The sequence below is a fragment of the Streptomyces sp. NPDC127106 genome (assembly GCF_042677605.1).
In the GTDB taxonomy this organism is placed as follows: domain Bacteria; phylum Actinomycetota; class Actinomycetes; order Streptomycetales; family Streptomycetaceae; genus Streptomyces.
The window spans coordinates 122,830-136,587 of sequence record NZ_JBHXTC010000014.1; the positions used below are offsets into that span (position 1 = coordinate 122,830).

Sequence of the window (13,758 nt, forward strand, 5' to 3'; positions counted from 1 at the left end):
CCGTAGCCCTTTCGATCACGTTACGACGGAGAGGGGGGACCTGGCCTCCATCTGGTGGGGGAAATCCGGTGGGGGCCTGCGGGCGGGCCGTGCTCCTCCCGCAGGCGGGTTGCCACCCGCCCGCGGGAGGGCAGCGGGCCGGCGGTGGGGCGAGCGGGTTGTCAGCAGCCGTTCAGGACGTTCACCAGGGCGGTCTTCTCGGCGGAGTCCATGCTCAGGCCCCAGTACTGCTTCACGTGGACCCACATGCGGGCGTAGGTGCAGCGGTAGGAGGTGCGGGACGGCATCCACTCGGCCGGGTCCTGGTCGCCCTTGGCCTGGTTGACGTAGTCGGTGACCGCGATGAGCTGCGGGCGGGTCAGGTCGTTGGCGAACTGCTGGCGCTTGGAGGTGGTCCAGGAGTTGGCCCCGGAGCGCCAGGCCTCGGCGAGCGGGACGACGTGGTCGATGTCGAGGTCGGCCGCGGCGGTCCACGTGGCGCCGTCGTACTCGGAGAACCAGCTGCCGCTGACCGATGCGCAGCTGGAGTCGGTGACGACGTTGCGGCCGTCCCGCTTGAGGACGGTCTCGCGGGTGTTGCAGTTGCCGGAGACGGAGCTCCAGTGCGGGAACAGGCTGCGGCTGTAGCCGCTGGTGGAGCCCTCGGTGCGCGGCGTGACGGTGGCGAGGTAGGCGCGGGCGGCAGAGGCGCTGATGGGGGTGGGCGGGGCGGCCTGGGCGACCGGGGCGTTCACGAGGGAGGTGAGGGCGGCGAGTGCAACGGTTGACGCGAGCACGCCAAGGCGACGCGCGTAGACGGAGGGTATGCGGGCCGAAAGGGCCATGGGGATGCTCCCTGGGTGCGGGGGGTGTGCGGCCGAGTGGCCCCCAGAGGGGGCGCGGCCAGGGTGGCGGTGCCGGATTGCGTGACGGCGGGCGCAAGGTTACAGGTGTGCGACATGGGCACGTCACGTTCGGGGTTCCAACTTTCCCCGAATAACCGGAAGTTGAAATTCCGGCAGTTGTGTTCTGCGCCGATGGGCGGGAGTGGGTGGGTATGGGCGCGGCGCGAGGGTACGGCTCGAAGCGGCGGCGCGAGGGCGCGGCGCGAGGGTACGGAGCGGGGCAACGTCCTGGTCCGGGCGGTCCCGGCTCCCGTATGCTGGTCGTAGCAGAAGGGGAGTAGCTCTTCGCCGGACCGTCGACACACTGCTGGGTCACCCAGCCGGCGCCCGGAGGCAGGCCGCACGTGCGCGGTCGGCCAGCGAGACCTTCGGCCGCAGTGTCCCGTCCAGGTTCACCTGCATCCGTCCGCATGAGGGCGTGTGCGCGTGAACGCCGTCAGGGCGCCGCCGAGCCGAAGCGACCCTGATACACCCAAGGTCTCTCGGAACCGGTGGCGCCCCGCCCACCGATCGAGGTCCCGTCCCCGTGTTCAGCGCGAACTTCAGCATCACCGTCACGGCCATCGCCTTCGGCGTCGTCTTCCTCGCCGAACTCCCCGACAAGACAGCCCTCGCCGGCCTGATGCTCGGCACCCGCTACCGCGCCGGCTACGTCTTCGCAGGAGTCGCAGCCGCCTTCGCCGTGCACGTCGCGCTCGCCATCGCCGCAGGCAGCGTCCTCACCCTGCTCCCGCACCGGCTCGTCCAGGCCGTCGTGGGCGTCCTTTTCCTCGCGGGCGCGGTCATGCTGCTGCTGAAGAAGAGCGACGGCGACGAAGAGATCAAGGAGCCCGCCGACCAGTCCTTCTGGAAGGTCTCCGGAGCCGGCTTCATGCTGATCCTCGTCGCGGAGTTCGGCGACCTCACCCAGATCATGACCGCCAACCTCGCCGCCCGGTACGACAACCCCGTCTCGGTCGGCATCGGCGCCGTGCTCGCCCTGTGGGCCGTGGCGGGCATCGGCATCCTGGGCGGCCGCACGCTGATGAAGTACGTGCCGCTGCGCCTGATCACCAAGATCGCGGCCACGGTGATGGCCGCCCTCGCCGCGTTCTCCCTCTACGAGGCGATCGCAGGCTGACGCGGGCGGGCTGCACCCCGCGCCGGGCCCGGCGCGCCCGGCCCGGCGCGGGGCACCGGCCGGTCGCCGCGGCCGAACCCGGCTGTGGGTACGGCTCCCCGCACTGCCGGTCGTCGGGCCGAGCACCGGGCCGAGCGGATGCGATCGACGCGCCGCAGACGCCGCGCCGCCGTCACCCCCCCCCGCCCCTGCCCCGGCCCCGGCCGCCCGACGATCCGGCCTCGCTGGTCCTGCGTACGGACTTCGGTGACGACGGATCCTGGGACGCGCTTCGAGTCGCACTCGAAGCCGCGGAGGCGGCTGCCCGGGCGAGTCCGAACGGTGAACGGTCAGTCCGCGTAGAAGCCACGAAGAAGCCCTGACCCCTCAGAGGCGTCGGGCACCGGCGCATCCGCGAGCTCGGCACGTCCATGTCGGCGAGGGCGAGGTTGGCCGACACGTGGTGAAACCTCTGTGCGGGGTCGCGGAACGTCCGCCCGGGTTCGACCGACAAGCACCCGGCCACCAGCGGTGCGCCGGATCCCCATCGTGGTCGCATCCGCGCGGCTGTGGCCACGCGCCGACGGGCCGGTCAGGGGGTCGGAGCCAGGGTGAGGCGGATGGAGCCGTCCCCGGGGGCGGTGACGCGTATGCCGGTCAGGTCGGGAACGTGGGCCGTCGGGGCGTGCTCGGCGGCGCGGGCGCCGATGCCGATCACGCGCATCCCGGCGGCGCGGCCCGCGGCTATGCCCGCCCCCGAGTCCTCGAACACGATGCAATCGGCGGGGTCCACCCCCAGCGCGGCGGCGCCCCTGAGAAAGCCCTCGGGGTCCGGTTTGCTGGCCCCGACGCTCTCGGCCGTGATCCGCACCTCGGGCATCGGGAGGTCGGCGGCCGTCATCCGGGTGGTGGCCAGGGCCGCGTCGGCGGACGTGACCAGGGCGTGCGGCAGCCCGGCGATCGCCTTCATGAACTCCGCGGCTCCGCCGACCGGGACCACGCCCTCGGTGTCGGCGGTCTCCCGGGCGAGCATGACGGCGTTCTCGGCGTGATTGACCTCCGTCGGACGGTCCGGCAGGAGGATCGCCATCGTGGCGTGCCCCTGGCGACCGTGCACCACCTTGAGGGCTTCCTCCGGGTCCAGGCCGTGGGAGACCGCCCACTCGCGCCAGCAGCGCTCGACCACCGCGTCCGAGTTGACCAGGGTGCCGTCCATGTCCAGGAGTAGGGCTTTGGCGGTGAGGACGACGGGGGAGGCGGTGGTGCTGGCCGACATCGGAAGGAACTCCAGACAGGGCGGGAGAAGAGAACAAGCGGTTCCGCCCACCGGTCAGGGAGTGCGGGCGGAACCACTTTGTTCCTACACGATACAAAACAAGGGGCGGGGTGCGCCACCGCGGGGTCGGAACGTCAGCCGGAGCCCTCCAGCACCTTGCGCGTCTGCGGGCCGTAGACGCCCTCCGGGTCACCCTCGATGTCGTTCTCCCACTGGAACCAGGCGACGGCGTTCTCCGTGCGGTCGTCGTACTTGCCGGTGTACCTGCCCCGGTACAGGCCTTGGGCTGCCAGCAGCCGCTGCAGCTTCTCCACCTCGGGGCCGGAGTCGCCGTGCCTCAGCGTCGGCCCCTTGGGGGCCGCCGGGGAACTGCTCGCCGTACGCGGGGCCGACGACGGGCTGGGCGACGCCGCGGGAGCCGAGGAACGGGAGGCGCTGGGCGACGGCGACGCCGACTTGGAGGGGGTCGCGGACCTGGCGGCCGAGGCCTTGGGGGAGGGAGCCGCCGAGGAAGGCGTCTCCGCCGGATCGGTCGGCACCACGCTGGACGCAGGCCCCGTCGGATTGGCGTCCAGCAGGACCGTGTCGCTCTCCGCAGAACGCGGCAGCATCGACAGCGCCAGGGCGGCCGTGCCGACCGCGACCACGGTGCCGGCACCGGCGAGGACCGTCGGCAGCCGCCGCCGGCGGGAAACCGAAGAGGACCGCTTCCCGGGGGCCCCACCCCCACCCCCACCCCCTCCCCCTCCCCTTGTCCTTTCCCTTCCTCTTCCTTCGAGCGTGCCGAGGTCGCCCAGGTCCTGCTGGGTCGGCGGCAGCGGGGTCGGTTGCGCGGGCCAGGTCGCCTGCGGCGGTGCGTCCGGCCAGACGGCGGGCGTTCCGTACGCAGGGGTGGAGTCGCCGCGCTCCGGCCTGCCCGGGTGGGCGTGGCCCTGCGCCGGGTCGGCCACCGCGCCGTACACCGGCTGGGCCGGCGGCATCGGCGGCATCGGCGGTAGCGGCTGTGTGGCCTGGGGATCCGTCTCGCCGGGGTGGGGCAGCGAGACGTACGGGCGGATGCGCAGTGGCTCGAAACCGCCCACCGGTCCTCCCTCGCCGCACCCGCAGCCGACGCCCACAGCGTCGCAATCTGGACAGCGCTCAGCGCTCACTGGACTCCCTCCCTGGCCATTGCCTGCGATTATGCAGACCCGTCAACGGCCGCCCAACCCGCCCGAGAGGCCATAACCGGACACACCGCTCAGGATGGAAATGTTGATCCGGCCTGAGGAGGAGCGGATGGCTCGCGAAGTCGCCAAGGGCACCGAGGATCCCGCTACCGGCAGGGGACAAGCCGGTCCGGCCGCAGAACACGCCTCCCGTGAGGTGCTCGTCTCCATCGGCGCACTCATGCTGGGCCTGCTGCTCGCCGCCCTCGACCAGACGATCGTCTCCACCGCCCTGCCGACCATCGTCAGTGAGCTGGGCGGGATGGAGCACCTGTCCTGGGTCGTCACCGCCTACATCCTCGCCTCCACCGCGGCCACCCCCCTGTGGGGCAAGCTCGGCGACCAGTACGGGCGCAAAAGGCTGTTCCAGGCCGCCATCGTCATCTTCCTGATCGGGTCCGCGCTGTGCGGACTCGCCCAGGACATGTCCCAGCTGATCGGGTTCCGCGCTCTCCAGGGCCTGGGCGGCGGCGGACTGATCGTGTTGTCCATGGCGCTCGTCGGCGACATCGTCCCGCCCCGCGAACGCGGTCGCTACCAGGGCCTGTTCGGGGCCGTCTTCGGTGCGACCAGCATCCTCGGTCCGCTGCTCGGTGGCCTGTTCGTCGACCAGCTGTCCTGGCGCTGGGTCTTCTACATCAACCTCCCCATCGGTCTCGTCGCGCTCGCCGTCATCGCCACGGCCCTGCACATGCCGGGGCGCCGCTCGAAGCACACCATCGATTACCTCGGCACCTTCCTCGTCGCATCCGTCGCCACCTGCCTCGTCCTCGTCGCCTCCCTCGGCGGCACCTGGGGCTGGGGCTCGGCCCGGATCATCGGCCTGGCCCTCCTCAGCGCCGTACTGCTCGTCGCCTTCGTCCTCGTGGAGCGCAGGGCCGCCGAACCCGTCCTCCCGCTCGGTCTCTTCCGCATCCGCACCTTCACGCTCTGCTCGGTGATCAGCTTCGTCGTCGGCTTCGCGATGTTCGGCGCGATGGTCTATCTCCCGACGTTCCTCCAGGTCGTCCAGGGCGTCTCGCCGACCTTGTCCGGCGTCCACATGCTGCCGATGGTCCTCGGCATGCTCATCGCGTCGACCGGGTCCGGCCAGATCGTCAGCCGCACCGGCCGCTGGAAGGTCTTCCCCATCCTCGGCACCGGGGTCACCGCGATCGGACTCCTGTTGCTGCACCAGATGCACCGCACCAGCGGCAGCTGGGAGATGAGCGCGTACTTCTTCGTGTTCGGTCTCGGGCTCGGCCTGGTGATGCAGGTGCTCGTCCTGGTCGTGCAGAACGCCGTCAGCTACGCGGACCTCGGCGTCGCCACCTCCGGCGCGACGTTCTTCCGCTCCATCGGAGCCTCCTTCGGTGTCGCGATCTTCGGCACGCTCTTCACCCACCAGCTCGACGACCAACTCAACACCGCCCTCGCCGGCTCCTCCCTCCCGCCCGGCACGGCCGCCCAGGTGGAGGCCGACCCCCGGGCCATCGCGACGCTGCCCGCCGACGTCCAGCCCACCGTGCTCGACGCCTACGCCGAATCGATCACGGATGTCTTCCTCTACGCAGTCCCCGTCGTCCTCCTCGCCTTCGTCGTCGCCTGGTTCCTCAAGGAGGACAAGCTCCGCGGCTCCGTGACCGCCCCCGACGTGACCGAGACCCTCGCCTCCAACCCCGTCCAGCGCTCCTCCCACGAGGAGGTGGCCCGCGCCCTGTCGGTCCTGGGCACCCGGGAGGGCCGCCGCCACGTCTACGAGAAGATCACCCAACGGGCCGGGCTGGACCTGCTGCCCGCCTCCAGCTGGCTGCTGCTGCGGATCAACCGGTACGGCTCGGCCGAGCCCGCCTTGCTCGCGGAACGCACCACCGTTCCGGTGAAGGTGATCGTCGAGGCCGCTCGCCAGCTCGAAGAGCGCGGCCTCGCCGTACGGGACGGGCTGCCGCTGATCCTGACCGACCGCGGACGCGAGTCCGCGGCGAAGCTGGCGCAGGCCCGGGAGGAGTCCCTCGCCGCACTGCTCGGCGACTGGTGGGGCCCGGACCGACCGACGGACCTGGCCGAACTGGTCAAGGAGATCAACGCCGAACTCTGCGGATCGGACGCCGAAGAGCCGTACGACGCGCCCCCGCGCCGCGACCACGCCGCCCACTGACCGGCACCCTCCGGCAGCCGCTGCCCGAGCCCTCCCGCGGTCCCCGATCCCTCCCCGGTCCCCGGGCCCTCGGCCACGCCGGTGTAGAGGCGCTTCCCGAACCAGTGCTCTGCGTACGGCTCCGATGTGTATGCCGGTATCTCCGCGTACCCGTGCCGCGCGTACAAGGCCCGGGTTCCACCAGGTCCGACCGCGTGTCCAGGCGGACCCGCTCGGCGCCCAGCGCCCGGGCCTCGGACTCGTTGATGTTCATGGCGTCATTGTGGAATCGCGCCGACGTCGGTCGCATGGAATATCCACAAGAACGGGCCGATGATGGGAAAAGGGTTAAATCATACCGATGGAGGGCGTGACCACCATGTCCCAACACCCTGACGCTGCCCTGATCCGCCGCGGTTACGAGGCCTTCGGCAAGGGCGACCTGGACACCCTGGGCTCACTGATGACGGCCGACGTCATCCACCACATGCCCGGCAACAACCCGCTGTCAGGCCACCACAAGGGCCGGGAAGCCGTCCTCGGCCTCTACCGCCGCCTCGCCGAGGAGACCAACGGCACCATGGCGGTCGACCTCCACACGGTGTTGGTGGACGGGCGCGGGCACGCCATCTCCCTGCACACGTTCCGCGGCGACCGCGGTGACCGCGGAATCGAGATCCAGCAGGGCCTCTTCTTCACGATCGTCGGCGGGAAGATCAGCGACATCGACGAGTGCACGCAGGACATCGACGAGGGGGACGTCTTCTGGAGCTGACGGCCTCCTCGCCTCCTCGCCTTCTCGGCTCCTCGGTCCTCGCCTTCTCGCCTCCTCGGCTCCTGCCTCCGCGCCCCTCGGGTCGGGCCGTGCTTCCCCGAGCCCTCTCGCTCAGGCCCCGGCCTTCGGCCCCGCCTGCTGCACGACCTCGAACGACCACAGCGTCGACGCCGAGGCCGCCGGCTTCGGCCGCTCTCCCGCCTCCGCCCCGCCGCCGCCGGACCCGCCCTGGTGCGCCGCCTTCATGGGGCCCTCCATCCACGCCTGGAAGTCCTCCTCGGACCGCCACCGGGTGTAGACCAGGTACTGGTCCGTGCCCTCCACCGGACGCAGCAGCTCGAACCACTCGAACCCGTCCGAACCCTCCACAGCCCCCGCCCGTGAGGCGAACCGCTGCTCCAGGACCTCCCGCTGCTCGGCGGGCACGGTCAGAACGTTGATCTTCACGATGCTCATGACCGCCATCCTAGGGATCCGCCGGGGGATATCGTCGTTCCGGGTAATTCAGCGCGGCAGCCGGGCTAAGTCAGGGTTGCGTTCATCAGGCGGGAGGCCGACGAGGCGTGGCCAACACGGCGGAGCACAGCGGTGCGGACGGACATGCCGGCGTCATAGGCCGGCGCGGCGGGGACAGCAGGCTCACGGCGGCGCGGCTGCTCCTGTGGGCGCTCGCCGGGATCCTCGCCGTCCGGCAGGCCGCGGCCGTGCTGCGCGTGCCCCCCGGCGAGTGGCTCGCCGACCTGCACCTTCCCGGTGTCCTGCCCGGCTCGCTGTACGACGCCGGGCAGTTTTCCGGCACCCCGTTCGCCGGGCTCGTCCTGAAGCCGCTGCTCGGGCTCGCCGCGCCCCCACTGGAGCTGGCCTGGACCTGCGTGACGCTGCTGTGCGTCGCCGCCGTCGGGCTGCTCGCCGCGCGCGGCCTGCCCGACCCCGTGCCGCGGCGGACCGCGCTGCTCGCCGCGCCCGCCCTCGTCGGACTGATGCTGGTCTCGCTGCCCGTCCGGGAGGCCGCCGCGCCCGGCCAGACCGCCGTCCTGCCCGTCCTGCCCGTCCTCCTGGTGCTGCTCGCCGTGTTCCGGGTGCCGGGCGAACGCCCGGCCGGCTTCCTGCTCGGCCTGGCCGCCGCCCTCCAGCCCGCCCTGCTGCTGTTCGCGCCGCTGCAGTGGCGCTCCGGCCGCCGCACCGCCGCCCGGTCCGCCGCCGTCACCTTCGCCGGCGCGACCGCCCTGGCGTGGGCGGCACTGCCCGGCGACTCGTGGACGTACTGGGTGCACCACCTCGCCGGCACCGGCCTCGGCGGCAGCCCCGACGCCCTCGCCAACCAGTCCGTGCACGGCGCCCTCCTGCGTCTCGGCCTGACCGGCCCCGCCGAGGTCCTGCTGTACGCGGTCCTCGCCGCCGCCATCGCCTGGGCCGGGCTGCGGCGCGCCGTCCGCTACGCCCGCGACGGGCAGCTCCTGCTCGCCGTCGCCGTCACCGGGTGCGTGGCCGTCGCCGTCACCCCGGCCGGCTGGCGCCACCAGCTGCTGTGGGTACTGCTCGCGGTGGCCGGCAAGGTCGGCAGCCGTGCCGCCGACCGGCGCGTGTGGCCCGTCGCCGTGGTCCTCGCCGCGACCCTGCCCAGCTCCGTCCTGCTGCCCAACATCGCCGTACTGGCCCCCGTACGGGACAACGTGCTGCTGCTGACGGCGCTGGCCGCGGCCTGCGCGGTGCCCTTCCTGCCGCGCTCCTCCCCGTACTGGCGGGAGCCCGTCCCCACCTCCTACGCGCAGCCGGCCGCCGCCCGGTGGCGGGCCGTGCCGCTGATGCCGTTCTGGCGGCGGGTGCTGTCGCGCCCCAACCTGCTTCTCGAACTGCTCCTCATACGCGTCGGGTACTCGATCTACTCGCACATACGGGCCGCCGCACCCGCCGGCCGCAGCCACGCCGAGGAGCACGGCAGCCAGATCCTCGGGATCGAGCGCGCCCTCGGCATCGACATCGAACACGCCGTCAACCAGGCCGTGGTGAACACGCCCTGGCTGGAGAGGTTCTTCAACTTCTACTACACGTCGTTCCACTTCGTGATCCCGCTGACGATCCTCGGCGTCCTGTACTGGCGCCGGCCCGGCGACTACCGCTGGGCGCGCGCATCCCTGGGCCTGGCCACCGTCCTCGCCCTCGCCGGCTTCTGGCTCTACCCGCTGGCGCCGCCGCGCCTGATGCCGGGCCTCGGTTTCATCGACACCGTGCACGGCCCGCAGGACCTGGCCAATCCGCAGTACGGGGCGATGACCGCGATCTCCAACCAGTACGCGGCGATGCCTTCGCTGCACTTCGGCTGGTCGCTGTGGTGCGGGGTGGTGATCATCGTGCTCGCGCCGAAGGCCTGGCAGAAGCTCCTCGGGGCGCTGCACCCGCTGATCACGGTGTGCGCGATCGTCGCCACCGCCAACCACTGGGTGCTCGACGCGGCCGGCGGGGCGGTCGTCGTCACCGCCGGGTTCGGGCTGGTGTACGCACTGTCCGGGCCGCGCAGGCCGGCGGTGGGGCTGCCGGGGCAGCGGAGCGCCGGAAGCGGTGGTGCCGGTGATCCCGGTGATCCCGGTGGTCCCGGTGGTGCCTCCGCAGAGGCTGCCGTACGGGTGCCGTCGGCGGCCGCACGCCCGTAGGGGCGGGCCCGGACCGGGGGTTCGGGAACGACGGTCCCGGGGTGGCGCGTTGGGCGGCTCGTTCCCCTCCGGGGGGCAGGTGAACGGGCTGTGTGGCCGCGTCAGGTGGCCGGAGGGGCGCCGGGCACGACTGCTCCGGCGCCCCTTCGGTGGATCGCCGCGTTCTGTCAGGATCCGCCCGCCCGGGCGCTCCCGCCACTCGGGCGCCACTCGGGCGCCACTCGGGCGTGGGCCGGCGCCCGGGCTCACTGAGCCGGGGCCGCCGGCGACTCCGGCGACTCCGGCACCTGCGGCAGTTGTGCGAGGAGCAGGGCGACCGCCGCCTCCGCGGTGTCGGTCTCGCCGATGACGCGTGTGAGGCCGGGGCTCAGCACGCGGAACCGGCCGTCGCCCAGCGGCTCGACGGCCGGCGTGTCGGCCTCGGTCGGCAGGCCGCTGCCGGAGCCGAACCGCAGGACGCAACGGCTGGTGAACGGATACAGGCGGCGCAGCTCCGGTCGTGCGGAGGCGGCCTCGATGAGCGCGAGGACACCCCGCCCCGTGGCCGCGGCCCGGGAATCGCCCCGGTCGAGCATCAGTCGCCACGTCGTCGGGAGGCGCTGCCAGCGTGCCTCCACGCTCTCGTCGGTACCGGTACCGCTGTCCTGGAGGTTCATCCGCGCAGTCTGACGGTGCTGCCACTGCCGCGACAATCCTCCGGGCGGCATCGATGGCGGCCCGTTACCGCGGCTTGTCGCGATCGTCGCCTCACTGTGTGCAACCCCCGGCCCAACGGCGGAGAACTGCGGATGGGTCAGGTGAAGACCGGAGATGACGCCAGAAACACCCGCCAAGCACGGCCAACACCGCCGAACCGGCGTACGCGGTGAACAGCCGCGAAAGCCGTGCGCCCGGGGAGCGGCAGGGGCCGTGGCGTGGAGGGGAGCGGCCCCTGCCGTCCTGGACCGGTTCCGCCGCGTCCGCTCAGGCGTGGCTGACCCGGAGCTCCTTGATGCCGTTCAGCCAGGCCGCGCGCAGTCGCCGCGGCTCGCCGGCCAGCCGCAGGTCGGGCAGGGCGTCGGCGAGGGCGTTGAAGATCAGGTCGATCTCCAGGATGGCCAGGGACTTGCCCAGGCAGAAGTGCGGCCCGCCGCCCCCGAAGCCCAGGTGCGGGTTCGGGTCGCGGGTGACGTCGAAGGCGTCCGGGTCGTCGAACACCTCGGGGTCGTGGTTGGCGGAGGCGTAGAAGAGCCCGATCCGGTCACCCGCCTTGATCTTCTGCCCGCCGAGCTCGGTGTCCTGTGTGGCGGTGCGCTGGAAGGAGACCACTGGGGTGGCCCAGCGCACGATCTCCTCGGCGGCGGTCGCCGGCCGGGCCGTTTTGTACAGCTCCCACTGCTCGGGGTGGGTGAGGAAGGCGTGCATGCCGTGGCTGATGGCGTTGCGCGTGGTCTCGTTCCCCGCGACCGCCAGCAAGAGGACGAAGAACCCGAACTCGTCGGAGCTCAGGTTGCCCTGGCCCTCGGCCGCCACGAGCTGCGTGACGATGTCCTTGGCCGGGCACTCCTTGCGTGCGGCGGACATGTTCATCGCGTAGCCGATGAGTTCCATGGCGGCCTCGGCTCCGACCGCCTCGGTGATGGCGTACTCGGGGTCGTCGTACGCGATCATCTTGTTGGACCAGTCGAAGATGCGGAGCCGGTCCTCTTGCGGTACGCCGATCAGCTCGGCGATGGCCTGCAGCGGGAGTTCGCAGGCCACGCGCGTGACGAAGTCGAAGCTGCCGTCGCCGTCCCGGCTGCCGTCTCCGCCGCCGCCTCCGCCCACGCCCCCGCCGCCGGTGCCACTGGTGCCGCCGCCCGTCGCTTCGGCACGCGCCTGCGCCACGATGTTCCGCGCCCGTTCGCGCAGGGCGTCCTCCAGGCCCCGGATCGCCCGCGGCGTGAAGCCGCGCTGCACGATCTGGCGGACGCGGGTGTGCTCCGGCGGGTCCATGTTCAGCATGATCAGGCGCTGGGCCTCGATCTGCTCGCGCTGGATGTGCGGGTTGAAGCGGATGATGGCCGTGTTGGTGGTGGAGGAGAACAACTCCGGGTGCGTGGAGACGTACTTGACGTCCGCGTGCCGGGTCACGGCCCAGTAGCCCTCGTCGTCGAAACCGGTGACGCCGCGCGGCTGCGCGCACCACCACACGGGCGCGGTCTGCCGCAGCCGCGCGAACTCGGGGAGCGGGACCCGGTCCTGGAGGAGGTCGGGGTCGGTGGCGTCGAAGCCGTCGGGCAGCTCGGGGCAGGTCATCGGGGCGACTCCAAGTCTGACGGCCGATCAGGGAGTTGAAGTGGCTGAAACGTAGTAACGAGTTCTAGAAGTGACAAGGGCTTGCACGGCAACTGTTGCGTGGGAAATCCGTGGAGGCCGGGTGCAAGACCCTTGCGTGCCGGGCCCGGGGGTCATAAGACTGCGGGGAGAACTAGAACGCGTACTAGTTCAGGCGGGGCGCCGGGACGGCCCGCCGCGCCGGTAGGCACTGCGCAGGAGAGGACGAGCTCATGGCCGCGGAACCCGTCATCGTCGAAGCCGTACGCACGCCCATCGGCAAGCGCGGGGGCACACTCGCCAACCTCCATCCCGCCTACCTGCTCGGCGAGACCTACCGCGAGCTCCTCGCCCGTACGGGCATCCAGCCGGACTGCGTCGAGCAGATCGTCGGCGGCACCGTCACCCACGCCGGCGAGCAGTCGATGAACCCCGCCCGGACCGCCTGGCTCGCCATGGGCCTGCCGTACGAGACCGGCGCGACGACCGTGGACTGCCAGTGCGGCAGCTCCCAGCAGGCCAACCACATGGTCGCCAACATGATCTCCGGCGGTGTCATGGACATCGGCATCGCCTGTGGCGTCGAGTCCATGAGCCGGGTGCCGCTGGGCTCCGGATCCAAGCACGGCCCCGGCAAGCCCTTCCCGGACGAGTGGAACGTCGACCTGCCCAACCAGTTCGAGGCCGCCGAGCGGATCGCCCGCCGCCGGGGCCTGACCCGCGAGGACGTCGACCGGCTCGGACTGCTCTCCCAGCAGCGGGCGGCCACCGCCTGGGCCGAGGAGCGGTTCAAGCGCGAGACCTTCGCCGTCCAGGTCCCCACCACCGAGGAGGAGCAGGCGGCGGGCCAGGGCATGTGGCGCCTGGTCCACCGCGACGAGGGCCTGCGCGACACCAGCGCGGAGGCCCTGGCCGGGCTGAAACCGGTCATGCCGACGGCCGTGCACACCGCCGGGAACTCCTCGCAGATATCGGACGGCGCCGCAGCCGTGATGTGGGCCTCCCGCCGGATGGCCCGCGCCCTGCGGCTCAAGCCGCGCGCCCGGATCGTCGCCCAGGCCCTGGTCGGCGCCGATCCCCACTACCACCTGGACGGCCCGATCGACGCGACCCGGGCCGTGCTCGGCAAGGCCGGGATGTCCCTCAAGGACATCGACCTCGTCGAGATCAACGAGGCCTTCGCCTCCGTCGTGCTCAGCTGGGCCCAGGTCTTCGAGCAGGACCTGGACAAGGTCAACGTCAACGGCGGCGGCATCGCCCTCGGCCACCCCGTCGGTGCGACCGGCGCCCGTCTGATCACCACCGCACTGCACGAGCTGGAACGCCGCGACAAGGAATTCGCCCTGATCACCATGTGCGCGGGTGGCGCGCAGGCGACCGGGACGATCATCCAGCGGCTCTGAGGCCGCGCGCCCGGCGCCGGGCCGCGGGGGGGGGGGCGCGGGCCGGCGCCG

At 72.1% G+C, this 13,758-nt stretch carries 11 protein-coding genes and 1 pseudogene; 5 read left to right on the forward strand and 7 right to left on the reverse strand.

From position 1 onward, the window contains the following. Positions 1-161: 161 nt before the first annotated feature. On the reverse strand, positions 162-806 hold the full coding sequence (locus tag ACFVGY_RS15500; RefSeq protein ID WP_385676682.1) for a DUF1524 domain-containing protein: 645 nt from the start codon (positions 804-806) through the stop codon (positions 162-164). Between the two features lie 604 nt (positions 807-1,410). Here ACFVGY_RS15500 and ACFVGY_RS15505 point away from each other — a divergent pair. Beyond that, a complete protein-coding gene (locus ACFVGY_RS15505; RefSeq protein ID WP_385676636.1) occupies positions 1,411-2,004 on the forward strand; it encodes a TMEM165/GDT1 family protein in 594 nt (197 codons plus the stop codon). A 571-nt stretch (positions 2,005-2,575) separates the two neighbouring features. On the opposite strand, the gene ACFVGY_RS15510 is transcribed toward ACFVGY_RS15505, so the two are convergent. Continuing rightward, positions 2,576-3,259 carry an HAD-IA family hydrolase gene (locus ACFVGY_RS15510; protein WP_385676639.1) on the reverse strand — a complete coding sequence of 228 codons (684 nt, stop codon included), beginning with the start codon at positions 3,257-3,259 and terminating at the stop codon, positions 2,576-2,578. Positions 3,260-3,393: 134 nt separating this feature from the next. Then, positions 3,394-4,341 carry a peptidoglycan-binding protein gene (locus tag ACFVGY_RS15515; RefSeq protein WP_385676642.1) on the reverse strand — a complete coding sequence of 316 codons (948 nt, stop codon included), beginning with the start codon at positions 4,339-4,341 and terminating at the stop codon, positions 3,394-3,396. Between the two features lie 196 nt (positions 4,342-4,537). Between ACFVGY_RS15515 and ACFVGY_RS15520 the strand changes: the two genes are divergently transcribed. After that, positions 4,538-6,604, forward strand: a complete 2,067-nt coding sequence (locus tag ACFVGY_RS15520) for a DHA2 family efflux MFS transporter permease subunit (protein WP_385676645.1) — start codon at positions 4,538-4,540, stop codon at positions 6,602-6,604. An 86-nt stretch (positions 6,605-6,690) separates the two neighbouring features. Here the strand turns inward: ACFVGY_RS15520 and ACFVGY_RS15525 are convergent. Further along, a pseudogene (locus ACFVGY_RS15525) lies at positions 6,691-6,845 on the reverse strand (GNAT family N-acetyltransferase); the annotation flags it as partial. A gap of 117 nt (positions 6,846-6,962) precedes the next feature. Here ACFVGY_RS15525 and ACFVGY_RS15530 point away from each other — a divergent pair. Then, positions 6,963-7,358: a nuclear transport factor 2 family protein gene (locus ACFVGY_RS15530; RefSeq protein ID WP_385676648.1), complete on the forward strand. Its 396-nt coding sequence runs from the start codon at positions 6,963-6,965 to the stop codon at positions 7,356-7,358. A gap of 111 nt (positions 7,359-7,469) precedes the next feature. Here the strand turns inward: ACFVGY_RS15530 and ACFVGY_RS15535 are convergent, their stop codons facing one another. After that, on the reverse strand, positions 7,470-7,814 hold the full coding sequence (locus ACFVGY_RS15535) for an antibiotic biosynthesis monooxygenase family protein (protein ID WP_385676651.1): 345 nt from the start codon (positions 7,812-7,814) through the stop codon (positions 7,470-7,472). A gap of 107 nt (positions 7,815-7,921) precedes the next feature. On the opposite strand from ACFVGY_RS15535, the gene ACFVGY_RS15540 reads away from it, so the two are divergent. Then, positions 7,922-10,009: a bifunctional glycosyltransferase 87/phosphatase PAP2 family protein gene (locus tag ACFVGY_RS15540; protein WP_385676654.1), complete on the forward strand. Its 2,088-nt coding sequence runs from the start codon at positions 7,922-7,924 to the stop codon at positions 10,007-10,009. A gap of 245 nt (positions 10,010-10,254) precedes the next feature. Here the strand turns inward: ACFVGY_RS15540 and ACFVGY_RS15545 are convergent, their stop codons facing one another. Together ACFVGY_RS15545 and ACFVGY_RS15550 are read right to left on the reverse strand one after the other, a co-directional pair. Further along, entirely contained in the window at positions 10,255-10,665 is a 411-nt protein-coding gene (locus ACFVGY_RS15545; RefSeq protein ID WP_385676657.1) for a DUF6193 family natural product biosynthesis protein, read from the reverse strand. 307 nt (positions 10,666-10,972) lie between these two features. After that, complete coding sequence (locus ACFVGY_RS15550) at positions 10,973-12,286, reverse strand: cytochrome P450 (protein WP_385676660.1); 1,314 nt, start codon at positions 12,284-12,286, stop codon at positions 10,973-10,975. A 251-nt stretch (positions 12,287-12,537) separates the two neighbouring features. Here ACFVGY_RS15550 and ACFVGY_RS15555 point away from each other — a divergent pair, with 251 nt between their 5' ends. Continuing rightward, positions 12,538-13,707, forward strand: a complete 1,170-nt coding sequence (locus ACFVGY_RS15555; protein ID WP_385676663.1) for a steroid 3-ketoacyl-CoA thiolase — start codon at positions 12,538-12,540, stop codon at positions 13,705-13,707. Positions 13,708-13,758: the final 51 nt, after the last annotated feature.